General features: G+C 68.2%; 28 protein-coding genes and 1 riboswitch. Of the genes, 13 read left to right on the top strand and 15 right to left on the bottom strand.

The features are described from left to right. Positions 1-136: 136 nt before the first annotated feature. The 3 genes from ACIA8C_RS15760 to ACIA8C_RS15770 are packed head-to-tail and all read left to right on the top strand — an operon-like array spanning position 137 to position 2,815. Complete coding sequence (locus ACIA8C_RS15760) at positions 137-1,021, top strand: metal ABC transporter solute-binding protein, Zn/Mn family (RefSeq protein WP_397135080.1); 885 nt, start codon at positions 137-139, stop codon at positions 1,019-1,021. A gap of 28 nt (positions 1,022-1,049) precedes the next feature. Continuing rightward, positions 1,050-1,949 (top strand): metal ABC transporter ATP-binding protein, encoded by a 900-nt coding sequence (locus tag ACIA8C_RS15765; RefSeq protein ID WP_397135082.1) that lies wholly within the window; start codon positions 1,050-1,052, stop codon positions 1,947-1,949. Positions 1,950-1,978: 29 nt separating this feature from the next. Beyond that, a complete protein-coding gene (locus ACIA8C_RS15770; protein ID WP_397135673.1) occupies positions 1,979-2,815 on the top strand; it encodes a metal ABC transporter permease in 837 nt (278 codons plus the stop codon). 18 nt (positions 2,816-2,833) lie between these two features. Here the strand turns inward: ACIA8C_RS15770 and ACIA8C_RS15775 are convergent, their stop codons facing one another. Continuing rightward, positions 2,834-3,427, bottom strand: coding sequence for a dihydrofolate reductase family protein (locus ACIA8C_RS15775; RefSeq protein ID WP_397135084.1), 594 nt, complete (start codon positions 3,425-3,427; stop codon positions 2,834-2,836). A 208-nt stretch (positions 3,428-3,635) separates the two neighbouring features. Here ACIA8C_RS15775 and ACIA8C_RS15780 point away from each other — a divergent pair, with 208 nt between their 5' ends. Then, positions 3,636-4,808: an acyl-CoA dehydrogenase family protein gene (locus tag ACIA8C_RS15780; RefSeq protein ID WP_397135086.1), complete on the top strand. Its 1,173-nt coding sequence runs from the start codon at positions 3,636-3,638 to the stop codon at positions 4,806-4,808. A gap of 55 nt (positions 4,809-4,863) precedes the next feature. After that, complete coding sequence (locus ACIA8C_RS15785; RefSeq protein ID WP_397135088.1) at positions 4,864-5,673, top strand: enoyl-CoA hydratase/isomerase family protein; 810 nt, start codon at positions 4,864-4,866, stop codon at positions 5,671-5,673. Here ACIA8C_RS15785 and ACIA8C_RS15790 read toward each other — a convergent pair. The 6 genes from ACIA8C_RS15790 to carD all read right to left on the bottom strand — a co-directional run bounded on the left by ACIA8C_RS15790 (position 5,670) and on the right by carD (position 10,311). Then, positions 5,670-5,948 carry a DUF4190 domain-containing protein gene (locus ACIA8C_RS15790; protein WP_397135090.1) on the bottom strand — a complete coding sequence of 93 codons (279 nt, stop codon included), beginning with the start codon at positions 5,946-5,948 and terminating at the stop codon, positions 5,670-5,672. The two genes, ACIA8C_RS15785 and ACIA8C_RS15790, sit on opposite strands and share 4 nt — an antisense overlap. Positions 5,949-6,148: 200 nt before the next feature. Further along, positions 6,149-7,129 carry a 23S rRNA (guanosine(2251)-2'-O)-methyltransferase RlmB gene (gene rlmB / locus ACIA8C_RS15795; protein WP_397135092.1) on the bottom strand — a complete coding sequence of 327 codons (981 nt, stop codon included), beginning with the start codon at positions 7,127-7,129 and terminating at the stop codon, positions 6,149-6,151. Beyond that, positions 7,129-8,559 carry a cysteine--tRNA ligase gene (gene cysS / locus ACIA8C_RS15800; protein WP_397135094.1) on the bottom strand — a complete coding sequence of 477 codons (1,431 nt, stop codon included), beginning with the start codon at positions 8,557-8,559 and terminating at the stop codon, positions 7,129-7,131. Before cysS ends, rlmB begins: the two co-directional genes overlap by 1 nt. A gap of 65 nt (positions 8,560-8,624) precedes the next feature. Continuing rightward, positions 8,625-9,092, bottom strand: a complete 468-nt coding sequence (gene ispF / locus ACIA8C_RS15805; protein ID WP_397135675.1) for a 2-C-methyl-D-erythritol 2,4-cyclodiphosphate synthase — start codon at positions 9,090-9,092, stop codon at positions 8,625-8,627. A gap of 2 nt (positions 9,093-9,094) precedes the next feature. Beyond that, on the bottom strand, positions 9,095-9,820 hold the full coding sequence (ispD, locus tag ACIA8C_RS15810; RefSeq protein ID WP_397135096.1) for a 2-C-methyl-D-erythritol 4-phosphate cytidylyltransferase: 726 nt from the start codon (positions 9,818-9,820) through the stop codon (positions 9,095-9,097). A 2-nt stretch (positions 9,821-9,822) separates the two neighbouring features. Beyond that, positions 9,823-10,311 carry an RNA polymerase-binding transcription factor CarD gene (gene carD / locus ACIA8C_RS15815; RefSeq protein WP_011206964.1) on the bottom strand — a complete coding sequence of 163 codons (489 nt, stop codon included), beginning with the start codon at positions 10,309-10,311 and terminating at the stop codon, positions 9,823-9,825. A gap of 512 nt (positions 10,312-10,823) precedes the next feature. Between carD and ACIA8C_RS15820 the strand changes: the two genes are divergently transcribed. Both ACIA8C_RS15820 and radA read left to right on the top strand, forming a co-directional pair. Continuing rightward, positions 10,824-11,552 carry a hypothetical protein gene (locus ACIA8C_RS15820; protein ID WP_397135098.1) on the top strand — a complete coding sequence of 243 codons (729 nt, stop codon included), beginning with the start codon at positions 10,824-10,826 and terminating at the stop codon, positions 11,550-11,552. Between the two features lie 121 nt (positions 11,553-11,673). Further along, on the top strand, positions 11,674-13,086 hold the full coding sequence (gene radA, locus ACIA8C_RS15825) for a DNA repair protein RadA (RefSeq protein ID WP_397135100.1): 1,413 nt from the start codon (positions 11,674-11,676) through the stop codon (positions 13,084-13,086). Between the two features lie 25 nt (positions 13,087-13,111). Here radA and ACIA8C_RS15830 read toward each other — a convergent pair whose 3' ends face one another. Further along, entirely contained in the window at positions 13,112-13,801 is a 690-nt protein-coding gene (locus ACIA8C_RS15830; RefSeq protein ID WP_397135102.1) for a hypothetical protein, read from the bottom strand. Positions 13,802-13,923: 122 nt separating this feature from the next. Then, entirely contained in the window at positions 13,924-14,547 is a 624-nt protein-coding gene (locus ACIA8C_RS15835) for a carbonic anhydrase (protein ID WP_397135104.1), read from the bottom strand. A 90-nt stretch (positions 14,548-14,637) separates the two neighbouring features. Between ACIA8C_RS15835 and ACIA8C_RS15840 the strand changes: the two genes are divergently transcribed. Continuing rightward, positions 14,638-15,534: an A/G-specific adenine glycosylase gene (locus tag ACIA8C_RS15840; RefSeq protein WP_397135106.1), complete on the top strand. Its 897-nt coding sequence runs from the start codon at positions 14,638-14,640 to the stop codon at positions 15,532-15,534. 26 nt (positions 15,535-15,560) lie between these two features. Here ACIA8C_RS15840 and ACIA8C_RS15845 read toward each other — a convergent pair whose 3' ends face one another. Continuing rightward, positions 15,561-16,328, bottom strand: coding sequence for an alpha/beta fold hydrolase (locus ACIA8C_RS15845; RefSeq protein WP_397135108.1), 768 nt, complete (start codon positions 16,326-16,328; stop codon positions 15,561-15,563). Between the two features lie 94 nt (positions 16,329-16,422). On the opposite strand from ACIA8C_RS15845, the gene mhuD reads away from it, so the two are divergent. The 4 genes from mhuD to ACIA8C_RS15865 all read left to right on the top strand — a co-directional run bounded on the left by mhuD (position 16,423) and on the right by ACIA8C_RS15865 (position 18,568). Then, positions 16,423-16,737, top strand: a complete 315-nt coding sequence (mhuD, locus tag ACIA8C_RS15850) for a mycobilin-forming heme oxygenase MhuD (protein WP_397135110.1) — start codon at positions 16,423-16,425, stop codon at positions 16,735-16,737. 78 nt (positions 16,738-16,815) lie between these two features. After that, positions 16,816-16,971: riboswitch (cobalamin riboswitch) on the top strand. A 27-nt stretch (positions 16,972-16,998) separates the two neighbouring features. Further along, complete coding sequence (locus ACIA8C_RS15855; protein WP_397135112.1) at positions 16,999-17,193, top strand: CbtB-domain containing protein; 195 nt, start codon at positions 16,999-17,001, stop codon at positions 17,191-17,193. After that, positions 17,184-18,008 (top strand): CbtA family protein, encoded by an 825-nt coding sequence (locus ACIA8C_RS15860; RefSeq protein ID WP_397135114.1) that lies wholly within the window; start codon positions 17,184-17,186, stop codon positions 18,006-18,008. Before ACIA8C_RS15855 ends, ACIA8C_RS15860 begins: the two co-directional genes overlap by 10 nt. Before the next feature lie 35 nt (positions 18,009-18,043). Further along, positions 18,044-18,568 carry a hypothetical protein gene (locus tag ACIA8C_RS15865; RefSeq protein ID WP_397135116.1) on the top strand — a complete coding sequence of 175 codons (525 nt, stop codon included), beginning with the start codon at positions 18,044-18,046 and terminating at the stop codon, positions 18,566-18,568. Between the two features lie 147 nt (positions 18,569-18,715). Here ACIA8C_RS15865 and ACIA8C_RS15870 read toward each other — a convergent pair whose 3' ends face one another. The 3 genes from ACIA8C_RS15870 to ACIA8C_RS15880 all read right to left on the bottom strand — a co-directional run bounded on the left by ACIA8C_RS15870 (position 18,716) and on the right by ACIA8C_RS15880 (position 20,296). Continuing rightward, positions 18,716-19,156, bottom strand: coding sequence for an OsmC family peroxiredoxin (locus ACIA8C_RS15870; RefSeq protein ID WP_397135118.1), 441 nt, complete (start codon positions 19,154-19,156; stop codon positions 18,716-18,718). A 170-nt stretch (positions 19,157-19,326) separates the two neighbouring features. Further along, the gene (locus tag ACIA8C_RS15875) at positions 19,327-19,647 is read right to left on the bottom strand and encodes a DMT family transporter (protein WP_397135120.1); all 321 of its coding nucleotides are present in this window, start codon (positions 19,645-19,647) and stop codon (positions 19,327-19,329) included. A 1-nt stretch (position 19,648) separates the two neighbouring features. After that, positions 19,649-20,296 (bottom strand): FMN-dependent NADH-azoreductase, encoded by a 648-nt coding sequence (locus ACIA8C_RS15880; protein ID WP_397135122.1) that lies wholly within the window; start codon positions 20,294-20,296, stop codon positions 19,649-19,651. A gap of 125 nt (positions 20,297-20,421) precedes the next feature. On the opposite strand from ACIA8C_RS15880, the gene ACIA8C_RS15885 reads away from it, so the two are divergent. Further along, positions 20,422-21,015: a TetR/AcrR family transcriptional regulator gene (locus ACIA8C_RS15885; RefSeq protein WP_397135124.1), complete on the top strand. Its 594-nt coding sequence runs from the start codon at positions 20,422-20,424 to the stop codon at positions 21,013-21,015. 50 nt (positions 21,016-21,065) lie between these two features. On the opposite strand, the gene ACIA8C_RS15890 is transcribed toward ACIA8C_RS15885, so the two are convergent. Then, entirely contained in the window at positions 21,066-21,917 is an 852-nt protein-coding gene (locus ACIA8C_RS15890; RefSeq protein WP_397135126.1) for an ABC transporter permease, read from the bottom strand. Next, positions 21,914-22,816 carry an ABC transporter ATP-binding protein gene (locus tag ACIA8C_RS15895; RefSeq protein ID WP_397135128.1) on the bottom strand — a complete coding sequence of 301 codons (903 nt, stop codon included), beginning with the start codon at positions 22,814-22,816 and terminating at the stop codon, positions 21,914-21,916. Before ACIA8C_RS15895 ends, ACIA8C_RS15890 begins: the two co-directional genes overlap by 4 nt. Positions 22,817-23,098: the final 282 nt, after the last annotated feature.

Raw genomic sequence — 23,098 nt, forward strand, 5'->3', positions numbered from 1 at the left:
TCCCGGTCGGCGGGCCCGGACTCGTCTCGGCGGCGCGCGGTTGCTAAAGTGAAACAGAAACCATTTCCATTAAGCTGCGTAGTGTCACCCGCTCGAGTGCGTCACCAGCTGTTGAGCGTCACAGGAGTGCCCCCGCGTGAAGACAAGCATTGCCATACGGTTCGCCGGTGTCGCTGTGGGGGTTGTCGCCGCACTCTCGCTGACCGCGTGCGGCGGCGACACGAAGAATTCGGGTAAGCCGACCGTCATCGCCTCCACCAACGTCTGGGGCGATATCGCCGCGACGATCGCGGGGCCGGACGCCACCGTCGAGTCGATCATCAGCGATCCGGCCGCCGACCCGCACTCGCACGAGACCTCGGCCGTCGAGTCCGCCAAGCTGCGCGACGCCGACCTGGTCGTCTTCAACGGCGGCGGCTACGACGAGTTCGCCGAGAAGGCCGTGGCGGGGCGGAACAAGCGCACGGTGGACGCGTTCGAGTCCCGGCCGGACAAGGGCGACAAGAACGAGCACGTCTTCTACGACATGAGCACCGTCGGCGCCGTCGCGGACCGCATCGCTGCCAGCCTCGGCGAGCTGGCCCCCGGCGCCGCGAGCGCCTTCACCGAGCGCGCCGCCACCTTCAAGAGCGGACTGGCCGGCATCACCGCGATCGCGGGCAAGCTCGCCGCCGAGCACCCGAAAACGCCGGTGCTGCAGACCGAACCGCTGGCGCACTACCTGCTGCTGGCCGCCGGGGTCGAGGATCGCACGCCGCACGAGTTCCAGGAGGCGATCGAGCAGGAGACCGATCCGGCGCCCGCCGCGGTCGCCGCTACCCGGGAGCTGTTGACCGGCAAGCAGGTTCGCGCGCTGGTGTACAACGTGCAGACGCAAGACAAGATCACCAAGGAGCTGCGTTCGGTGGCGCAGTCGAACGGGCTGGCAGTCGTCGAGGTGACCGAAACCCTGCCCGCCGGAGTGGATTACCTGCAGTGGCAGACCAAGAACGCGCAGGCACTCAGTGCGGCACTGAGTTGACGAGCACTGCGATGAACCAGGGGTCGCGGTGACCGAATACACCGAACAGGCTCGGCAGCAAGCATTGTCGATTGACGCGCCGGCGGTCCGGCTCGATGGGGCCCGGTTGGCGTTCGGCGAGCGGACGCTCTGGCAAGAGTTGGATCTTGAAGTGGCACAGGGCGAATTCGTCGCCGTGCTCGGGCCCAACGGATCAGGCAAGACCTCGCTACTGAAGGTGCTGCTCGGCCAGCTCGGCCTCAGCGCGGGCACCGCGCGGGTCGCGGGCGCGCCCGCGCGGACCGGCAACCCAGATATCGGCTATGTGCCGCAACAGAAGACGATCGACGCCGGGGTGCAGCTGCGCGGCGTCGACCTGGTCGGGCTCGGCTATGACGGCCACCGCTGGGGGCTCGGGCTGCGGGCGCGGGCCGACCGCAGGCGCAGGGTCGCGGCCGCCATCGCCGATGTCGGCGCGGAGAAGTTCGCGCACGCGCCGCTGGAGACCATGTCCGGCGGCGAGCAACAGCGGCTACGGGTGGCCCAGGCGCTGGTCGGCGACCCGAAGGTGCTGCTATGCGACGAACCGCTGCTCAGCCTGGACCTGGCGAACCAGCGGCTGGTGGCGGAGCTGATCGACAAGCGGCGGCGAAGCCACGACACCGCGGTGCTTTTCGTGACGCACGAGATCAATCCGATTCTGCCGCTGGTGGATCGGGTGCTGTACCTGGTGGACGGCAAGTTCCGGATCGGCACGCCCGCGGAAGTGATGACTTCGGCGGTGCTGTCGGAGCTGTATCAGACCGAGGTCGATGTGCTGCGGGTGCGCGGGCGGTTGGTGGTCGTCGGAACCGGGGACACGATGGACGCGCTCGGCACGGCCGGAGCGCACTGCCACGGTGACACCCCGGCGGTCGCCGAACCGGAAGCGAGCGTGGTCCGTTCGTGATCGACAAGCTATCCGGGGTGCTCGGCAAGATGTTCGACTTCGGCACCACCGCGAACCTGATGTCCTACGACTTCGTGCAGCAGGCGGTGCTCGCCGCCGCGCTGCTCGGGCTGCTGTCCGGGGTGATCGGGCCGCTGATCATCAGCAGGCAGATGTCGTTCGCGGTGCACGGCACCAGCGAGCTGTCACTGACCGGCGCGGCCGCGGCGCTGCTCGCCGGGGTCGGCGTCGGCGTTGGCGCCATCGCCGGATCGGTGGTGGCCGCGGTGCTCTTCGGGTTGCTGGGAACGCGTGCCCGAGAACGCGATTCGGTGATCGCGGTGGTGCTGTCGTTCGGGCTCGGGCTGTCCGTGCTGTTCCTGTGGCTCGGCCCGGATCGGGCGGGGTCGAAGTTCTCGCTGCTGACCGGGCAGGTGGTCAGCGTAGGCAACAACGGGATCACCTTGCTCGCGGCCTGCACCGTCGGCGTGCTCGCGGTGCTCGCGATCGTCTACCGGCCGTTGCTGTTCGCCAGCTCCGATCCGGAAGTGGCGGTGGCACGGGGTGTTCCGGTGCGGGCGCTGTCGATCGTGTTCGCGGTGTTGCTCGGCATCACAGCGGCCTTCGGGGTGCAGATCGTCGGCGCGCTGCTGGTGCTCGCGCTGTTGATCACGCCCGCGGCCGCGGCCGCGCAGCTGACCGCGAATCCGGTGCGGGCCACCGTACTTGCGGTGGTATTCGCCGAAATCGCCGCGGTAGGCGGCATTCTGCTGTCACTCGCGCCCGGCGTTCCGGTGTCGACGTTCGTCACCACGATCTCGTTCCTGATCTATCTCGTCAGCCGGGTGATCGGCACCCGGCGCCGCCGGGTCGCCCGCGCCCGCTGAAATCCCGCCCTTCGGATTTCACGCGGTCGGCTGGGCGACTCGGTAGCGGACGAGGAAGTTGTCGGAGTCGTCGAAGGTGCGGGTGTCGATGGGGTGCAGGGATGGGAGATTCGCCGGGAACAGCGGGGTGCCCGCGCCGAGCGGGGTCGCGCCGATCATGAGGTGGAGTTCGTCGATCAGGCCGTGCGCCGCCAGGTCGTTCCACAGCACGCGGCTCGCGAAAACGACTATGTCGCCGCCGTTTTCCCGCTTCAGCGCGCGCAATGTCGCGTACGCGCCGGCCTGGGCGACGATGGTGGTGTTAGTCGCCCACGGGTGGTCGGCGGAGGGTGGTTCGGCGTGATCGGCGACGACGAGTTTGTCGATGGCGTTGTAGCGCTTGGCGAATTCCTGGTTCGTCGCCGACGCCGACGCGTCCTGCGCGACGTTCGGCCAGAAGCCCTGGAACAGGGCGTACGAGTTGCCGCCGAGTACCACGGTGCCCGCCGTGCTGATCCGCTCCAGGTTGTAGCGATCGAAGGCCGCGTCCATCGGCATGGCCATCACGTTGCCGCCGGGACCCTCATAGCAGCCGTCCAAGGACATGATGTTGACGACGATGAGCTTGCGCATCGGCTTGTTTCCTTTCGATTTCGCGAGCCACGGTGGCGCGCACTGACAGGTCGAAACATGGCCGCTGATCTCTACGCAGCTACGACGCAAGTTGCATGACGTTCGGATAACGGCCCCGCCGGGCGCGTTGATGGCAGGTGCCTTCAGTCGCTCGGCCGGGGTTTCGTATGCTCGACGCACGCATCCTCCGAACGATTGGTGACCAACGATGATCGACTTCTCGATGCCCGCCGAGCTCGCCGCCGAACGCGATCGCGTCCGGCAGTTCGTCATCGACAAGATCGTTCCGTTCGAGCGGGATGCGCGGCTCACCGCGCACGGGCCGACCGACGAGCTGCGCCAGGAACTGGTCGAGCTGGCCCGCGCCGAGAAGCTGCTCACCGTGCAGGCGCCCGAGTCGCTCGGCGGACGCGGGCTGACCCATATCGAGCAGGCGGTGCTCTACGAGGCGGCGGGCTGGTCCACCCTCGGCCCGATCGCGATGAACTGCGCGGCGCCGGACGAGGGCAATATGTTCCTACTGTCCAAGGTCGCGAACCCGGAGCAGATAGAGCAGCACCTGGCACCCATGATCGCCGGACGGCACCGCTCGGTCTTCGCCATGACCGAACCGGACGGTGCGGGCTCGGACCCGGCCCAGCTGGCCACCACCGCCACCTTCGACGGCGAGAACTTCACCATCAACGGCCGCAAGTGGCTGATCACCGGAGCCAACGGCGCCAAGACCTGGATCATCATGGCGCGCCTCGCGGAGAACCCGCACCTGCCCGCAGGCCCGACACTGTTCCTGACCGACGGCGACCAGCCCGGCATCGTCATCGAACGCACCATGAACACCATGGACCGCAACTACGTGGCCGGGCACGGCGTCGTCCGTTTCGACAACCTCACGCTGCCGCAGTCCGCGCTGCTCGGCGACGCGGGCCAGGCGCTGCGCTACGCCCAGCTGCGACTGGCCCCGGCCCGGCTCACCCACTGCATGCGCTGGCTCGGTGCGGCCGAGCGGGCGCAAAGCATCGCGGTGGATCACGCGCGCACCCGCACCGCGTTCGGCAAGCCGATCGGCGAGCACGAAGGCGTGTCGTTCATGTTGGCGGACAACGAGATCGCGCTGCATCAGTGCAGGCTCACCATCTGGCACGCCTGCTGGCTGATGGATCAGGGCGAAAAGGCGCGGCACGAGAGCTCGATCGCGAAGTCGTATGTCTCCGAGGAGCTGTTCAAGGTGGCCGACCGGTGCGTGCAGGTGCTCGGCGGCATCGGCATCAGCGACGAGACGGTGGTCGAGATGATCTTCCGCGACATCCGCGCCTTCCGCCTCTACGACGGCCCGACCGAGGTGCACAAGTACGCGATCGGGCGCAAAGTACTGCGTGGTTGAGCGAGGTTTTTCGGGCCAGGGTCAGTCCGCGGCCTCCTGGACTAACATCGCTGGCATGAGTTCGGAACTGCACGTCGATGTCTCCGCGGGCATCGCCGTGCTCACGCTCAATCGGCCCGCTCAGCAGAACGCCTTCACCCCGGCGATGGCCGCCGAATTGAGCGCCGCGTTGCAGCGCTGCGATGTCGAGGACAACATCCGGGCCGTCGTGATCACCGGCACCCCGCCCGCGTTCTGCGCGGGCGCGGATCTGTCCAGCCGGGTCGGCGATGTCAGCGCCACCATCGAGCCCGCGCCGTGGCGGGTGCGCAAACCGGTGATCGCCGCGGTGAACGGGCACGCGGTCGGCATCGGGCTCGCCCTGGCGCTGCAGTGCGACCTGCGCTACATGGCACAGGACGCGATCTACGGCCTCAACCAGGTTCGGCGCGGCGTACTCGCCGACGGCTACTCGCACTGGACGCTGCCGCGCCTGGTCGGCATGGCCAATGCCGCCGACATCATGCTGACCGGTCGCACTTTCGACGGCGACGAGGCCAAGGCGATGGGGCTGGCCAACGGCTGCATGCCGGGCGGCGAAGTGCTGCCGATGGCGCTGGCCATCGCGCACGACATTGCCAACGGGTCCGCGCCGCTGCCGGTGGCGATGTCCAAGCGGCTGCTGTGGGAGGGACTCGGCATGAGCCCGATCATGGTGGGACAGCTGGAAACCGACCTGAACGAGCACGTCACCAAGAGCATCGACGGCGGCGAGGCGATGGCGGCGTTCAAGGAACGCAGGCAACCCAACTGGACCGGCAGCGTCAGCGAGGAATGGCCGGCCTGGGACGACAAGGGCGACCAGGAACGACCCAGCCTCGGCTAAGCGTGGCCGCCGAGCAGGACCATCAGGTACAGCAGCGCGAAGATGATCATCAAGACGGTGCCGATGATGCCGAGGACGTACCCGACCACCACCTGGACGCGCCCACCGTAGGCGCCGTGGGATTCCTCGATCTGATCCAGTGCCCGCTTGCCCATCGCCCACGCCACCGGCCCGAGCACGCCACAGCAGAGCACGCTCGCCGCACCGAGCCACAGCACCGCCGTCGCGTTCGGATGCTCGACCGGATTCCCGATGGGCTGGTTGGGTATCACCACGAGCCGAATTCTACGGTGCTCCTCCGCCTCTCCGAGACTTTTGCCGGTCGCGGTGTGCCCGGGCGCGTTTCGCGCCGGGCTTACGGGTCGAGCAGCCGGGCAGGTTTTGGGCGTACCCGGCGAGTTACCCGAGTATTTGTCAAAACAGTTGTCGCGCGGCGGTTTTCAGATGGCCGGAGCCGATCGTGATCCCGTGGTGCTCAGCCCCGGCGCTGGCGGGCGATTTCGGCGAGGACGACGCCCGCGGCCACCGAGGCGTTCAGCGATTCGACCGGGCCCGCCATCGGGATGCCGAGGATCGAGTCGCAGTTCTCGCGGACCAAACGGGACAGGCCCTTGCCCTCCGAGCCGACCACGATGACGGTGGGCTCGCGGCCGTCGAAGTCGTCGAGGGTGGTGTCGCCGCCCGCGTCGAGGCCGACCACCTGGATGCCCTGCGAGGCCCAATCCTTCAGCGTGCGAGTCAGATTGGTGGCGCGGGCGACGGGCAGCCGCGCGGCGGCACCGGCGCTGGTTCGCCAGGCGACCGCGCTGACGCTTGCGCTGCGGCGCTGCGGGATCAGCACGCCCTGGCCACCGAAGGCGGCGACCGAACGGATCACGGCGCCGAGGTTGCGCGGGTCGGTGATGTTGTCCAGGGCGACCAGCAGCGCGGGTTCCGGCGAATTGCGCACCTCGGCGAGCAGGTCGTCCGGGTGCGCGTAGCGGTACGGCGGCACCTGCAGGCCGACGCCCTGATGCAAACCGTTGGCGCTCAACCGGTCCAGGTCGCCGCGCGGTACCTCGAGAATGGAGATGCCCGCGTCGGCGGCCAGCTGCACGCTTTCGGAGAGTCGTTCGTCGTTCTCGGCGCCGAGTGCGACATACAGCGCCGCGGCGGGCACGCCCGCACGCAGGCACTCGACCACCGGGTTGCGACCGAGCACCATTTCCGGAGCGTCGTCGTCCTTGCGTCCGGCCGCACGGCCCGCGCTGCCACGCGGGCCACCGCCGCCCTTGGCCGCGGCCTTCGCCGCGGCGGCGGCGCGCTTGGCCGCGGGATGCTTGGTGCGCTCGACGGCGGGCGGGGTCGCGCCGCGACCCTCGAGCCCGCGCCTGCGCTTACCGCCGGAGCCGACGACGGCGCCCTTTTTGGTTCCGCCCTTGCGGATCGCACCACGACGCTGCGAATTGCCTGCCATTACTTGGCCTTTCCAGGTTGTAGCGCGTCCGGCGCCGTAAGCGGCGCAGCGCCAAGGGCCCATTCGGGCCCATTTTGCGTGTCGGTGACCTCGATTCCGGCTGCCTGCAATCGATCGCGCGCGGCGTCGGCGCTCGCCCAATCCTTGTCTGCTCGCGCCTGTTGACGGCGGTCGAGCTCGGCGCGCACCAGCACGTCGAGCGCGCCGAGTGCCGCCGACGAGTCACGTGGGGTGAACCAGTGCGGATCCAGCGGGTCGACACCCAGAATACCGAGCATGGCGCGCAGCTGTCCGGCCAGGTCCCGCGCGCTATCGATCGCGCCCGATTCGAGCGCCTTGTTGCCCTCGTGCACCACGCGGTGGATTTCGGCAAGAGCCTTCGGCACAGCGAGGTCGTCATCGATGGCCGCGGCGAACGCGTCGGTCCACTTGCCGACCGGGATGTCGCCCGCGCGGTCCGCGGTCCGGTGAATGAAGGCCTCGATGCGCTGATAGGACTGGGCCGCGTCGTTGAGCGCCTTGTCCGAGTACTCCAGCATCGAGCGGTAGTGCGCGCTGCCGAGGTAGAACCGCAGCTCAACGGCGCGCACATGGGTGAGCACGTTCGGCACCGACAGCACGTTGCCCAGCGACTTGGACATCTTCTCGCCGCCCATGGTCACCCAGCCGTTGTGCAGCCAGTACTGGGCGAAACCGTCGCCTGCCGCCTTGGACTGGGCGATCTCGTTCTCGTGGTGCGGGAACACCAGATCCATTCCGCCGCAATGGATATCGAAGTCGGGGCCGAGGTAGAACTCGGCCATCGCGGAGCATTCCAGATGCCAGCCGGGACGACCGGGCCCCCACGGCGATGGCCAGGTCGGCTCGCCGGGCTTGGCGGCCTTCCACAGGGTGAAGTCGCGCGGGTCGCGCTTGCCTTCGCCCGCGCTCTCGCCCTGATGCACGTCATCGAGGCGATGACCGGACAGGCTGCCGTAGTCGGGGTAGCTCACCACGTCGAAGTAGACGTTGCCCGCGGAGGCGTAGGCGTGCCCGCGATCGATCAGTCGCTGCATCATGTCGACCATCTGCGTGATGTGGCCGGTAGCCCGCGGCTCCACCGACGGCGGTAGCACGCCGAGGGTCTCGTAGGCGTTGTCGAAGGCGCGCTCGTAGGTGGCCGCCCACTCCCACCACGGCCTGCCCGCCTCGGCGGCCTTGTTGAGGATCTTGTCCTCGATGTCGGTGACGTTGCGGATGAACCACACGTCGTAGTCGTGCGCGAGCAGCCAGCGGCGCAGCACGTCGAAGGCGACGCCGCTGCGCACGTGGCCGATGTGTGGCGCGCCCTGCACGGTGGCACCACACAGGTACACCGTGGCACGGCCGGGGACCAGGGGCGCGAAGTCGCGCATGGTCCGCGTGTCGGTGTCAAAAAGGCGCAGCGTCACGGCGTTCGATCCTAGCTGGTAGATAAGGCTGTACCCGGACCCGGCTCAGGTCCTTCGGAGCGGGATCAGCGACAGGATTGCAGCAGGGCGGTAGCCATGGCGGCAATGCCTTCGCCGCGGCCGGTGAGCCCGAGGCCATCGGTGGTGGTGCCGGAAACCGAGACGGGGGCGCCGAGCAGCTCACCGAGCAATTGCTGGGCCTCGTCGCGGCGCGGTCCGATCTTGGGCCGATTGCCGATCACCTGGACCGCCGCGTTGACGACCTCGAAGCCGGCCTCGTCGAGCAGCCTGCGCACTTCCTTCAGCATGGCGGCGCCGGAGACGCCCGCCCATTCCGGGCGGCCGGTGCCGAAGACCGCGCCGACATCGCCGAGCCCGGCCGCGGAGAGCAGCGCGTCGCAGAGGGCGTGGGCGGCGACGTCACCGTCGGAGTGCCCGGCACAGCCGTCGTCGCCGTCGAAGAGCAGTCCGGCCATCCAGCACGGGCGGCCGGGTTCGATGGGATGCACGTCGCTGCCGATGCCGACTCGCATGTTCACCGGGCCACCGCCCGGCGGGCGTCCGCACCGTCGAGCACCGCGTGCGCGAGCACCAGATCGAGCGGGGTGGTGATCTTGAAAGCCAGCGGGTCGCCAGGGATGGTGTGCACCTGGTTGCCGAGCAGTTCGACCAGTCCGGCGTCATCGGTGGCTTGGACGCCCTCGGACAGGTAGGCCGAGCGCAGCAGTTCGCCCGCGAAGCCTTGCGGAGTTTGAATGGCGCGCAGCTGTGCGCGGTCCGGTGTGCCGGTGACCGCGCCAGCCGCGTCGACGGTCTTGATGGTGTCGGCGACCGGAAGCGCGGGGACCACGGCGAGATGTCCGGCGCGCAACTCGGCGGCGACGCGAGCGATGAGCTCGGGCGGGGTGAGAGCGCGCGCGGCATCGTGCACGAGGTAGTAGGCGGCCTCGGGTGCGGCGGCGAGACCTGCCCGCACCGAGTCGATGCGTTCGGCGCCGCCGACGACCACGTGAACCGAATCCGAGGGCGGCAGCAGGGCAACGGCGCTCTCGACGAATTCGGCGGGAACCATAACGATGATCCGATCGACCGCGCCGGAGGCGATCAAACCTTCGACGGCGAGTCGGACCATAGGGCTGCCGCCGACCGGGACGAACGCCTTGGGCGTGGCTTCACCCAGGCGGACGCCGCGACCGGCGGCAGGCACCAAAGCAACGACGGTTCCGTCGGTGAGACGAGCACCGTTGTCGAGTTTGTTCACGGTCAGGAAGCCGCGGCGAGGACCTCGTCCAGCAGCGTCTCGGCCTTGCCGTCATCGGTCCCCTCGGCGAGCGCGAGCTCACCGACGAGGATCTGACGGGCCTTGGCGAGCATCCGCTTCTCACCGGCGGACAGGCCGCGATCCTGCTCTCGACGCCACAGGTCGCGGACGACCTCGGCCACCTTGTTCACATCGCCGGAGGCGAGCTTCTCCAGGTTGGCCTTGTAACGGCGGGACCAGTTGGTCGGCTCCTCCGTGTGCGGCGCGCGCAGAACCTGGAAGACTCGATCGAGACCCTCCTGGCCGACGACATCACGTACGCCGACGTATTCAGCGTTCTCTGCGGGAACCCGAACAGTCAGATCGCCTTGGGCGACCTTCAGGACCAGATACTCTTTTTGCTCACCCTTGATGGTGCGAGTCTCGATAGCTTCGATCAGCGCCGCTCCGTGGTGGGGGTAAACGACGGTGTCTCCGACCTTAAAAATCATGTGTCCCGTGCCCCTTTCGATGTTCACAGTTTAACATGCGACTCGGTAACGGCGCGATCAACTGTGCAGGTCAGGGCCACAACGAGGCGACGGCGGGGCTTGACAATGACCGCCTGTTGTGCATTATGTTGTGCCAGAACGGGTTACCTCCCCGCACTGCCCCCGTCCCGGCCCCCCGACCTGACCAGGCAGCGCGTCCACGATCCGCCGATGCTCGACCAAACTGTTACCAACGATCTGAGTGTCCGCTCCGCCGGACTACCGACCGACACGCGCGAGTTCTGCGAGCGCCGTTCGCGGCCCGTCGCGCGTCCGAGTGGCCGAAGCGCATGCGCCGCAGGCGCGAGTCTCGGCCGCTCGGACGCGCGACACCAGGGGGCCGCGAACACGCGGTGCCGAAGGCGCCGCCAATCAGACACAGCCCCGGCTCCCGGTCCGTGAGGGGAACTACTACGCTGCCTAGTTACTACTCTCCCTTGCGGAGTGACCCGGTCGACATGGAGGGACAACCCGTGACTGCCCTGAAAGCTGTGACCGCCCTGAAGAAGGCGCGACGTCGCATGGTGCCGGTTGCCGCACTCGCCGCGGGCGCGGCGATTGCACTGACCGGTTGTAGTTCGGGCCAGATCTCGCAGACCGCGGACCAGGTTGCCGCGATCAACGGCAACCACGCCGACATCGGCAAGATCGCCCTGCGCAACGTGCACATCGTCTTCCCCGCCCAGGGCACCGAATACAACAACACCAAGGGCGGCAAGGCGGTGATCGCGCTGTCGATCATCAACAACAGCCCGTCGGTGCCCGACGAGCTGACCAGCCTCACCACCGACCTCGGCACCGTGAAGATCACCCCGGCGACCGGCAAGTCGACGGTGGAGCTGGCGCCGCAGCAAACCGTGGTCGCGGCCACCAAGCCGGTCAAGGCCGCGGCACCCGCGGGTGACGCGCACGGCGCGGCGCCGACCTCCGCGGCCGCGCCGACCTCGGCCAAGCCGGACGCGCACGGCACCGACCACGCCGACGTGGCCGAGGCGACCACCGATCCCGAGGCGCGCCCGATCCTGATCGAGATCACCGGCCTGTCCAGGGACATCACACCCGGCCTCACCTACAACGTGGCGTTCAACTTCAAGCAGAACGGCACCGTCCAGGTCCAGGTGCCGGTCGACGCGGGCGCCACCGAGCGGCACGAGTCGGACAAGTCCGGCGCGGCTGAGGCCGAGCACACCGGCGGACACTGAGCGTCTAGCCCCCTTACGGAGACGGCTGCCACACCAATCGGTGTGGCAGCCGTTCTTTATCCGGCCCGCCCGGCGAGCCGCGGGCGAGCATGTTGTCGGACGCGGTACGTAAGGTGCGCGTGTGGCAAAGACCAGGTCGATCTTCCGGTGCTCCGCCTGCACGCACGAGGTCGCCAAGTGGGTGGGTAAGTGCCCCGACTGCGGCGCGTGGGGCACCGTCGACGAGGTAGCCGTCGCGGCGACGGGTACGGGCGCACCGGCCAGGCGCGCGATGCTGCCGAGCACCGCCGCCGCCCCGATCTCCACCATCGACTCCAAGATCACCAGGGCGCGGCCGACCGGGGTCAGCGAGCTCGACCGGGTGCTCGGCGGCGGCGTCGTCCCAGGCTCGGTGGTGCTGCTCTCCGGCGAGCCCGGGGTCGGCAAGTCGACGCTGCTGCTCGAGGTCGCACACCGCTGGGCCAGGCAGCACGACGCGAAGTCGCTCTACGTCACCGCGGAAGAGTCGGCGGGACAGGTGCGGCTGCGCGCCGACCGCACCGGCGCGGTGCACGAAAGGGTGTATCTGGCCGCGGAATCCGATCTTTCGACCGTGCTCGGGCACGTCGAACAGGTGCAGCCGACGCTGCTGGTTGTCGACTCGGTGCAGACCATGCTCGCGCCCGAGGTGGACGGCGTGATCGGCGGTGTCACCCAGGTGCGCGCGGTGACTTCGGCGCTGACCTCGCTGGCCAAGGCGAGCGGAATCGCGGTGCTGCTGGTCGGGCACGTCACCAAGGACGGCAATGTCGCGGGCCCGCGCACCTTGGAACACCTCGTCGACGTGGTGCTGCAGTTCGAGGGCGACAAGAACTCGTCGCTGCGGATGGTGCGCGGCCTGAAGAATCGCTTCGGCAGTGCGGACGAGGTGGGCTGCTTCGAGCTGCACGAGGACGGCATCGCCTGCGTCGACGACCCGTCCGGCCTGTTCCTGCATCACCGCACCGATTCGGTGTCGGGCACCGCGGTCACCGTCGCGATGGACGGCAAGCGGCCGTTGGTGGCCGAGGTGCAGGGGCTGACGGTGGAGACCGAGATCCCGAATCCGCGCCGCGCGGTCAGCGGACTCGACTACAACCGGGTCGCGATGGTGCTAGCCGTGCTGCAAAGCCGCGGCAAGGTCTTCCTCGGCAAGTCCGACGTGTACGCCGCGACGGTCGGCGGGATGCGGCTGCTCGAGCCCGCCGCCGACCTGGCCATCACGCTCGCCATCGCCAGCGCCAATTCCGAGGTGGCAATTCCGGCGGGCTGGGTGATCCTCGGCGAGGTGGGCCTGGCCGGCGAGGTGCGCAAGGTGACCGGCCTCGAACGCAGGCTGGCCGAGGCCGAGCGGCTCGGCTTCACCACCGCGCTGGTGCCGCCCGGTTTCACCCCGCTCAAGCGTGGCGGCATGAAGATTCACGAGGTCGCCGACGTGCGCTCGGCCATCCGCATCACCGGCACGCGCAAACAACGCGCGCAGAAGGAGCCGAAGGAAGTGGCACCCGATTTCTAACGGGCCCAGCCGAATCCGGGTTTGCTCAGGCCGGCGTCAGATTGAACGGTTCCGGCGAGCTGTGCAGCGAGCCGAATTGCGCGATGACCTGATACGCGCCCGCGGGCACCGGTACCCGCTCGCCGACGCAGCCCTGCTGGGACGTGGTGCCCGACCAGCGCACCGTGAACAGTGCCTGCTCACCGGGTTTCAGGTTCCGCTGGTTCGACTCGTCGACCGGCGAGCAATCCGAACTCGTCCAGAACCGGCGCTGGCCGTCCAGCGACAGCACCGACGCCTGGATCTGGGCCAGGTTCATGTCCCGCTGGCACGGCGAGCTGGAGATGTTGGTGATGACGATCCGGAAGTTCGGCTGCTCGCCGACCCGATAGGTCGGCTGGTCCACGCTGATCTTGATCGCCAGCGACTGATCGGGGCACTGCCCCGGCCCCTGGGCGGGCTCGTTCGAGGCGGGCGAGGCGCCGCTCGACGTCGCGGGTGCGCCGGATTCGCTTGGGCCCGCTGCCTTTGTCGTGGTGACATCGGCGGGCTTGCTCGTCGTCGTGGACGACGAGCCGGCCGCGACGGGCTTCGTGTCACCGGGCGAGTCGCCGCCGCGGGACACCGTCAGCACGAGCCAGATGACCAGCGCCAGCGCGACGACCAGTGCGCCGATCGCCAATGCGCGACGACGCCAATAGATCTCCGGTGGCAGCGGTCCATTCGGTTCCAGCACGCCTCAACGGTAAAGGCACGACCGGGCGCGATGACTCATGCGCACGGCGTGTCGGTCCGGATTACGCGATCGTGGCGAGTAAATTCCGGCCCGCACGCTGGGCAAACGGCGACTACCCCGGCTCAGGCGAGCTCGCCGATGTTGCCGACGACACGCTGCAACTTCACCTGTCCGTCGGCGAGTTTGTATGTGACACAGGCGATCGCGCATTCGCCGGTCGCGACGCGCTGCGAGATGATCATCGACCGCTGCATGAGCAGCCTGCTGGTCTCGACCACGTGCCTGGCCTCCATCTCGTCGACGGTGGACAGCCCCTCCCTGCGGCCGATCAGAATGGAAGGCGTGACCCGCTCGACCACACTGCGGATGAATCCGCCTGGTACTTCGCCGCCGTCCAGCGCATCGATGGTGGCCTTCACCGCGCCGCAGCTGTCGTGCCCGAGTACCACGATCAGCGGGACGTCGAGGACCTGTACCCCGTACTCGATCGAACCGAGCACCGAGCTGTCTACGACGTGGCCCGCGGTGCGTACCACGAACATATCGCCGAGGCCCTGGTCGAAGATCAACTCGGCGGCGACCCTGGAGTCACCGCAGCCGAAGAGGATCGCGGACGGATGCTGGCCGCTGACAAGCTTCGCTCGATCGGCCGCGCCCTGGCTAGGATGCTCCAGCGCACCGGAGACGAAACGGTCGTTGCCTTCGCGCAAAGACTTCCAGGCGCTGATCGGATTTGAATCAGGCATACCGACCATTGTGCACAACACTTGTGTTACCAGCGAGTTCGGTTGGTTACAGGTCGGCAAATACCGACCGGCAGCAGTAGGACAGGAACCGTGAGGAAAGCAGCGAACAGCATCGATGCGGATGTGTTGCTCGATTGGTACGAGGAGACCGCGCGCGACCTACCGTGGCGTCGCGCCGAGGTCACCGCGTGGCAGATCCTGATGAGCGAGATCATGCTGCAGCAGACCCCGGTGGTCCGGGTCGAGCCGATCTGGCGGGAATGGGTGGCGCGCTGGCCGGTGCCCTCGGCGATGGCGGCGTCCTCGCAGGCCGAGGTGCTGCGCGCGTGGGGCAAGCTCGGTTATCCGCGCCGGGCGCTGCGGCTGCACGAATGCGCGCGGGTGCTGGCCGCTGAGCACGGCGACGAGGTGCCCGCCGAGGTGGACGTGCTGCTCGGCCTGCCCGGCATCGGGGCGTACACGGCGCGTGCGGTGGCCTGCTTCGCCTACGGGCAGCGGGTTCCGGTGGTGGACACCAATGTTCGTCGGGTGGTCGCCAGGGCCGTGCACGGTCGCGCCGAGGCGGGGAATCCGTCCTCGCGGGATCTGCCGGAGACGGAAGCGCTGCTGCCGCAACAGATCGACCGTGCGGCCGTGTTCTCGGCCGCGCTGATGGAACTGGGTGCGACGGTGTGCACGGCGCGCACACCGGACTGTTCGCGTTGCCCCCTGCCGACTTGCGCGTGGGTCGCCGCGGGCCGCCCTGTCTCCGAAATCGTCCGTCGCACACAGAAATACGAAGGCACCGACCGCCAAGCGCGCGGCAGGCTGCTCGATGTCCTTCGCGGTGCGACGGGCCCGGTGGCGCGCGTAAGCCTGGACCTGGCGTGGCCGCGCGACCCCGGTCAGCGCGCCCGTGCGCTGGACTCGCTGCTGGTCGACGGACTGATCGAGCAGACCACAGACGGCCTCTTCGCGCTCGCCGGGGAGGGCGGTAACGCCCCCTGACCCCACCGCCGCACGCCTTTCGGAAATCAAGAAGTGCGCGGGAGGTCAGGAGGGGTGAGGACGCGGCGGAGGAAGCGTTCGACAGCGGTGCGGTATTGCTCGGGCTGGTCGTCGTGCACGAGATGGGCTGCGCCGGAAACGAGTACGTAGTCGGCATCGGGATGCGTCTCGGCCATCTGGCGCATCTGGCCGGGCGGGGTGATGGTGTGCTCGCCCTCGAGCAGCAGCGCGGGCACCCGGATGGCGTGCCACTGCGGCCAGAAGTCGCGGCTCCCCCACTCCTCGGAGATATCGCGGAACGTCGCCACCGACCCGTGCAGCCGATATCCGTCCGGGCCGTGCTCGAACGAATTGAGGAAGTACCGCCCGGCGACCGGCCCGAAGAATTTCAGCACCGCGTCCGCGTTCGGAAACGGTTGCGGCCACGCCTCGATCATCGCCGCCCAGTTCGCCGCCGTCCGGCCGGTGAAATCCGGGGCGATGTCCTCGACCACCAGCGCGCGCACCCGCTCGGGATAGGTCGCGGCGAACACCCAGCCGTGCAGCGCGCCCATCGAATGCCCGATCACCACCATGGATTCGGTGATGCCGGCGGTCGCGGCGGCCAGATCGGCGACGAATGCCTCGGTGGTCAGCTCGTCCGGCGCCGGCCTGCCGTGCCCGGCCGCGTCGAAGGTGTAGACGTGGCCGTAGTCGCGCAGCCAGTCCAGCTGCTCGTGCCAGGTCCTGGCACTGCCCATCAATCCGTGCAGCAGCAGGATCGGTACACCCGCTCCGCCTTCGTCGTGCAACACCCCGCTGATTCTGCCGGGCTCGCTCGCGCGGTGGGCGGTACCCCCGATATGGCCCATACCGGGGCGGGCGCCGGATGGTCGTATTGTCGAGCCCATGGCTGTTGTGAAGATCAACGCGATCGAGGTTCCCGAGGGCGCGGGCCCCGAGTTGGAGAAGCGGTTCGCCCACCGTGCGCACGCGGTCGAGGGCTCGCCCGGTTTCCTCGGCTTCCAGTTGCTCCGGCCGGTTGCCGGTGACAAGCGGTACTTCGTTGTCACCCAGTGGGATTCGGAAGAGTCGTTCACGGCGTGGCGGGACGGGCCCGCGCGCGAGGCGCACGCGGGCGAGCGGCAGAAGCCGGTCTCCACGGGTGCGTCGCTGCTGGAGTTCGAGGTCGTCCTCGACGTGTCCGCGAAGCAGGCCGACTGACGTTTCGAGCAGTGCCGGGCAGGCTGACCTGTCCGGCGACTCGCCCGGCACCGGGGTGCCAGCTCGCTGGTCGTATTGACGGCCGGTGCCTGCAGGTGTCACAGTTCGAATGACAAAACGCGAGGGTGATGCGGGAATCCGGTGAAATTCCGGAGCGGTCGCGCCACTGTGTTCCATGCACCGAGCTCCTGGGTGCCGGATAGCCAGACACCGGCATCTTCGCACCCATTCGACGGGACGCGCATCCCTAGGAGGACTCACATGGCAATCGCGCATTCGCCGAGCCGGGCAACCGATTCACTGGCCGCTGCGCTCGTCGCAGTCGGTGTCGTTCTACTCGCACTGCTCACGCTGTACCTGGTCGGCTTCGATCAGGGCGTCATCTCGCGCAGCGGGATGTACCTGCATGAGCTGATGCACGACGGACGCCACCTGCTGGGTCTTCCGTGCCACTGACCCAAGCCAACCCGCCGACTCTCGTCCCGCTGATCGGCTCGCTCAAGACCCTGTTGCTGCGCGGCCTGCTGGCCGGTCTCATCGCGGGTCTGCTGGCCGCCTCGGTCGGCTTCTTCATCGGCGAGCCGAAGGTCGATGCCGCCATCGCCATCGAGGAAGCCGGTTCGGCGGCGGATCATCCGCACGGCGCGCAACCGGCGACGACCGGCGGCCATTCGCACGGTGACGAAGAAGAACCGCTGGTCAGCCGTACCGGGCAGAAGGCGGGCCAGTTCCTCGCGCTCGGCCTGGCCGGTCTCGCGCTCGGTGCCATCTTCGCCTCCGTCGCCCACTTCGCCCGCCGCTACAGCACGCTGTCCGGGCCGAAGCTCACGCTCGGACTCGGGCTCGGTGGCTGGGCCGCGATCGTGGCCGTGCCGTTCTTCAAGTACCCGGCGAACCCACCGGCGGTCGGCGATCCGGAGACGATCAACCAGCGCACCCTGCTCTGGTTGGCCGCCGTGCTGCTCGGTCTGGCGGCCGTCGGCGCGAGCGTGTACGTCTACAAGTTGCTGCGCGGCCGGCTGAGCACCTTGCGGCTGATCGGCGGGCTCGCCGCGTTCGTCCTCGTCGCCGCGGCGGGCTACATCCTGCTGCCGGGCATCAACGAGGTGAAGGCGGACTTCCCGGCCGTGCTGCTGTGGCAGTTCCGGGCGGCCTCGCTGGCCGAGACCGCGACGCTGTGGGCCTGCCTGGCCCTCGGCTTCGCCGCGCTCAGCGAATTCGCCACGCGCAGTGATACTCCGGTACGAGAGTCGATCGCTACCGCGGGCTGATCCGCGTCCGGAAGACGAAGGGCAGTGTCGGTGTCATGACCGGCACCGCCCTTTCTCTTTGGCCCGCACCGCTGCGTTCGGGCGCGCCAGCGCAACCACCACGCCCCGTCCTCGTCGCGTTCGTCGGCCTGGTCGCCGCCCTGCTCGCCGGGGTGGCCGAGGCGATCGTGCAGACCGCGCTACTGCTGGAGCGCGACGAGGTCGACCTGGCAGGCTTGGCGACCGGGCTCGGCGTGCGGCTCGGGATCTATCTCGTCGTGCTCATCGTCGCGATCCGAATGACGCACGGCGCCCGCTGGGCCCGCATCCTGCTGACCTTCGGCATCGGCGTGATCGGCCTGCTCTCCCTGATCATCGAACCGCTCGCGGCGCTGCTGTCCGCGGACAAGTTCGGCGATCTCTTCGCCGACCTCACCGTCGAATCCGCGATGATCGGCCTGTTCCGCGCGATCCACATCGTCGCGGTCCTGGTGGCCATCCCCGCGATGTACCGCCCCGGCGCCCGCCGCTACTTCTCCCTCCCCCGCCTCTCCGTGTCTTTAGGCCAGACTCACGCATAGGGCGAGTGACGTTGGCGACCGGCGGTCGTCGGGGCGGAGAGTCAGCCCATCCCTGACGAGTTACCCATGTCCTCACGAAATCAGTTGCCATGTAGCACAACTGCCCGGCTCGCGCACAGTGCGCGAGCCGGGCAGTTGTGGGTGTTCCTAGGCGAGTGCCGCGTCGAGGAGGATGTGGTCGACGCCGGCCAGGGCCTTGCTGACCGGGCAGCCCGCCTTGGCGGCCTCGGCCGCGGCGGCGAAGCCGTCGGCGTCGATGCCGGAGACCTTGCCGCGCACGGTCAGCTTGATGCCGCTGATCCGGAAGCCGCCGACCGGGTCCGGGCCCAGCGTGACGTCGGCGCTGACATCCAGGCTCTCCGGGGTGCCGCCCGCATTGCCGATCTGGGCCGAGAGCGCCATCGCGTAGCAGGACGAGTGCGCCGCCGCGATGAGCTCCTCCGGGCTGGTGGTGCCGTCGGCGTCCTCGGCCGAACGCTTCGGGAACGACACGTCGTACTTGCCGACGCCGGAACTGGCCAGCTCGACCTGTCCCGAGCCCTCCTGCAGAGTGCCGGTCCAGGCAGTACGCGCGGTACGTGTAGGCATCACAGTCCTTTCTGTTCCGCCTCTCCGAGTATTCAGGCCAGAGTTAGGTGCCACCGCGGGTGCGCTGGCGGCCGACGGTGAGGCGCGGGCCACGTTACCCGGTGCCAGGCGAGTTACCCATGTTCATCCGAAATCAGTTGTCGCATCGGACTATTGAATACAGAACGCTGTCACTCGGGATTGGTGACCCTGGCCAGAACGATGCCGCCGATGATCAACGACAGCGCGAACACCCGGCCCGCACTGAGCGGATCCTTGTTGAACACGATGCCGAGGCCGATGGCGCCGACCGCGCCGATCCCGGTGAAGATCGCGTACGCGGTACCGACGGGCAGCGTCTGCATGGCCCTGGACAGCAGATACACCGCGGCGACGCCCAGCACGAAGCAGATCACGGTTGGCAACGGGCGGGTGAAGTTCTCCGTCGGCTTGATGCTCTGCGACCAGACGATCTCGACCAGGCCCGCGAGGCCGAGGACCACCCAGTTCATCTCAGTACTCCTTCGCGAGATCGCGGGCGGCGTCGAGGGCGAGCGCGTACGACTCGTCGTGCTTGTCGCGCAGGTGCGCCAGTGCGGGATCCTGACGGGCGTTGGCCAGTTCGGCATTGATGAAAACCGTGTCCTCGACGGCGAAATGGCCCGCGAAGAAGTCGCGCAGGAAACGCTCCTGGTAGTCGAAGGCGGCCTTCGGCGCACCGGGCGAGTAGGCGCCGCCGCGGGCCGTGACGACGACGAAACGGCGATGGCCCAGTGACATTCGCGGGAACGTCACCTGATCCAGCCATGCTTTGAGTGACGCCGGGATCGAGTAGTTGTACATCGGGGTGCCGATCAGGATGACGTCCGCGGCCAGCAACTCGGCCAGCAGCGTTTCCACGATCGCCCATGCCACGGCCTGTTCGGGCGTGCGCACCAGTTCGCTGAGCCGACGCAGGTCGGTGTGCTGCTGCGCGAGCACCGCGTCGCACAGCTCGGTCCATGCCTGATCGATGAACGGGATCGGGTCGGCCGCCAGATCCCGGTAGTGGTAGCCGCCGTCGGGGTTCTCGGCGCGCCACGCGTCGGCGAAGACGGCGCTCAGCTCGCGACTGATCGAGCTGGTGCGTGCGCTGGCATCCAGGTGCAACAACTTGCTCATAACTAGACCTCACTCTGCGTTTCCGCGACTTCAATCGGACGATGTGTCCACTTAGTCGCGAGATCGACAGTATCGACAACTGGACACAATGTCCACTTATTCCAGAAATCGGGTACAGTCAGCGCATGACCAGGCACACGGATCTGCTCACCGGGCAAGCGGCCGCCCCGCCCGAGCGCGCGGACGCGGCGCGCAACCGGGCCAAGGTGCTCGCCGCCGCCGCCGAGCTGTTCGCCACCCGCGACCCACGCGCCGTGACAATGGACGACATCGCCAAAGCGGCAGGCGTCGGCCGCGGCACGCTGTATCGCCGCTACCCGGACACGAATTCGATCGCCGTCGCGCTGCTCGACGAGCACGAACGGGCGCTGCAGGAGCAGTTGATCGGTGGCGCACCGCCGCTGGGACCCGGCGCGCCACCGGCGCAACGGCTGGCCGCGTTTTTCGCCGCGATGGTCGAATTGCTGGACGCGCACGCGAATTTGGCGCTCGGAGCGGAGACCGGCGGTGCGCGATTCGCGACGGGGTCGTACGGATTCTGGTACGCCCATGTGCGAGCGCTGTTGGTAGCAGGAAAGGTTCGCGAGCCGGACGCACTCATCGATCCGCTACTCGCGCCTTTGGGGGCGGAGGTCTACCAGCAGCAACGCAGTCGAGGGCTGACCTCGGCACAGATTGCCGACGCGCTACGCAGGCTCGCGCACGCCGTGCTCGACTAAACCGCGAAGAGCCGTTGATGGTTATCCACCAACGGCTTTCGAGCGGTAACTCACACCAGATCGCGTCTACGCATCAGCCACATGTTCCCTGCCACGAAGAGCGCGAGGTAGATCCCGAGCATGATCAGCGATTCGGTGCGCGACAGGATGTCGAGCACACCGGGTGTCCCCGCGCCGACCGTCCGCATCGCCCCCGCCATGGAGCCCGCGGCAGTACCGGGCAGGTGATCGGTGATGATCGCGATCGGCGAGAAGATGGACGCCACTCCGCGCAACAGGTTCTCCACCACCAGCACCCACACCAGCCCGAGGCCCACCGCCAGCGCCGGGCCGCGAGCAATGGTGCCGATCAGCGCGCCGGCCAACGTCCACATGCCGAGAATCACGATGCCCGTGAGGATTCCGAGTGCGGACTGGTGCAGCGACGGCAGCGCGAGCGTCTGCGACTGAGTCGCGCCGATCAACGCCGCCACCCCGGTGTCGACGACGAAGGCGGCGAGCACCAGTCCGATCACCACGACCACCAGGCTCACCAGCACGCCGCCGACCGCGCTGATCCGCGACGGTCCCTGGGTGAACACGGTTTTCCAAGTGCCCCAGCCATATCCGCTGCCGGTGGTCAGCGCGCCGAGCACCAGCATCAGCGCGCCACCGAACATCGCCATGCCCTGGGTGAATACCTCCGGCACGGCGGCGGGCAGCATCTGTTGCAGCAGTGCCTCTTTCGGCAGGCCGTTCGACATCCGGCCCGACTCGCCCGAGGTGTAAGCGAGATAATTGAACAGGTAGGCGAAGGTGAGGTTGAGCAGAATCCAGGTACCGAGGAGGATCCAGAACGCGGGCCACTTCCGCAGCCGCAGCGCCTCCGCCTTCGTGCTCGCCAACAGGTCTTTCACGGTCATTTCGCCACTTCCAGCTGAGTCATTTCGAAAAACACTTCTTCCAGGGATTTTTCGTCGATCCGCAGCTCGAGCAGATCGGCACCCGCCGCGATGACCGCCCGGGCCACCGCGGGCGCGGTGTCGTTGCCCGCCTCGATCCGGATGCCGCTCGACGTCAGCATCGCGGCGCGCTCGCCGACCACCCCGCGCACGGCCGGGAACGCCACCTCCAATGGCTCGGCCCGCAGCAAAAGCGATGAGGCGCCGCGCAATTCGGCGACGGTCGACTCGACCAGCAGCTTGCCCCGCGAGATCACGCCGACCCGATCGCAGATCTCCTGCACCTCGCTGAGCATGTGACTCGACAGCAGCACGGTGTGCCCGTCGGCGGCGAGAGTGGTGATCAGCTCCCGCATTTCGGCCATGCCCCGCGGATCGAGGCCGTTCGTCGGCTCGTCCAGAATGAGCAGGTCGGGCCTGCCGAGCAGGGCCGCGCCGACGCCGAGCCGCTGCTTCATGCCCAGGGAGTAGGTGCGGAACTTGTCGTCGGCCCGGTCGGTCAGGCCGACCCGGTCCAACGCGTCCTCGACCTCGGCAGTGCCGATGCCGCGGTATTTCGCGAGCACCCGCAGGTTGTCCCGGCCGGAGAGATACGGGTAGAAACCCGGGCCCTCGATGAGCACACCGATCCGGCGGACCACCGCGGGATCGCCCGGCGCGTGCCCCGCCACCGTCGCGGTGCCGTCACTCGGACGGATGAGCCCGACCAGCATCCGCAGCGTTGTCGTCTTACCCGCACCGTTCGGACCGAGAAACCCGTAGATCTCACCGGCCGCGACGCTCATGCTCACGCCGTCGACGGCCGCCTGAGCCCCGTAGCGTTTGGTCAACCCTCGGGTGACCACGATCGAATCTGTCATGCACCGAGAATCCGCCCCGGGCCATGTCCACCACATCCGTCGCGCGGCGACCGTCGGTATACGTAGCGCGGACGATGACCGATACCTTGTGCAGTCGTTATCGTCGAAACAAGCGCGGCGCGAGAGCGGTCGCGACCACGTCCAAGACGCTAGTGTCTGTGAACACAACAACTGATTTCGCACGTACATGGGTAACTCGCCGGGCACGGGCTGACTTGCTCACCAGATAGCCGCCAGCCGCCGACGCCACTTGCTCGGCACCTGTGTCCGGCCTGAATACGC

Source organism: Nocardia sp. NPDC051321, assembly GCF_044455225.1.
Classification (GTDB): domain Bacteria; phylum Actinomycetota; class Actinomycetes; order Mycobacteriales; family Mycobacteriaceae; genus Nocardia.

What these genes read in the sequence shown, in the direction of transcription:
- ACIA8C_RS15770 (WP_397135673.1), top strand. Translation starts at nt 1,979, where the DNA reads ATGTTCGACTTCGGCACCACCGCGAACCTGATGTCCTACGACTTCGTG.
- ACIA8C_RS15775 (WP_397135084.1), bottom strand. Translation starts at nt 3,427, where the DNA reads ATGCGCAAGCTCATCGTCGTCAACATCATGTCCTTGGACGGCTGCTAT.
- ACIA8C_RS15780 (WP_397135086.1), top strand. Translation starts at nt 3,636, where the DNA reads ATGATCGACTTCTCGATGCCCGCCGAGCTCGCCGCCGAACGCGATCGC.
- ACIA8C_RS15785 (WP_397135088.1), top strand. Translation starts at nt 4,864, where the DNA reads ATGAGTTCGGAACTGCACGTCGATGTCTCCGCGGGCATCGCCGTGCTC.
- rlmB (WP_397135092.1), bottom strand. Translation starts at nt 7,129, where the DNA reads ATGGCAGGCAATTCGCAGCGTCGTGGTGCGATCCGCAAGGGCGGAACC.
- ispF (WP_397135675.1), bottom strand. Translation starts at nt 9,092, where the DNA reads ATGCGAGTCGGCATCGGCAGCGACGTGCATCCCATCGAACCCGGCCGC.
- carD (WP_011206964.1), bottom strand. Translation starts at nt 10,311, where the DNA reads ATGATTTTTAAGGTCGGAGACACCGTCGTTTACCCCCACCACGGAGCG.
- ACIA8C_RS15835 (WP_397135104.1), bottom strand. Translation starts at nt 14,547, where the DNA reads ATGCCTGATTCAAATCCGATCAGCGCCTGGAAGTCTTTGCGCGAAGGC.
- mhuD (WP_397135110.1), top strand. Translation starts at nt 16,423, where the DNA reads ATGGCTGTTGTGAAGATCAACGCGATCGAGGTTCCCGAGGGCGCGGGC.
- ACIA8C_RS15855 (WP_397135112.1), top strand. Translation starts at nt 16,999, where the DNA reads ATGGCAATCGCGCATTCGCCGAGCCGGGCAACCGATTCACTGGCCGCT.
- ACIA8C_RS15865 (WP_397135116.1), top strand. Translation starts at nt 18,044, where the DNA reads ATGACCGGCACCGCCCTTTCTCTTTGGCCCGCACCGCTGCGTTCGGGC.
- ACIA8C_RS15870 (WP_397135118.1), bottom strand. Translation starts at nt 19,156, where the DNA reads ATGCCTACACGTACCGCGCGTACTGCCTGGACCGGCACTCTGCAGGAG.
- ACIA8C_RS15875 (WP_397135120.1), bottom strand. Translation starts at nt 19,647, where the DNA reads ATGAACTGGGTGGTCCTCGGCCTCGCGGGCCTGGTCGAGATCGTCTGG.
- ACIA8C_RS15880 (WP_397135122.1), bottom strand. Translation starts at nt 20,296, where the DNA reads ATGAGCAAGTTGTTGCACCTGGATGCCAGCGCACGCACCAGCTCGATC.
- ACIA8C_RS15885 (WP_397135124.1), top strand. Translation starts at nt 20,422, where the DNA reads ATGACCAGGCACACGGATCTGCTCACCGGGCAAGCGGCCGCCCCGCCC.
- ACIA8C_RS15890 (WP_397135126.1), bottom strand. Translation starts at nt 21,917, where the DNA reads ATGACCGTGAAAGACCTGTTGGCGAGCACGAAGGCGGAGGCGCTGCGG.
- ACIA8C_RS15895 (WP_397135128.1), bottom strand. Translation starts at nt 22,816, where the DNA reads ATGACAGATTCGATCGTGGTCACCCGAGGGTTGACCAAACGCTACGGG.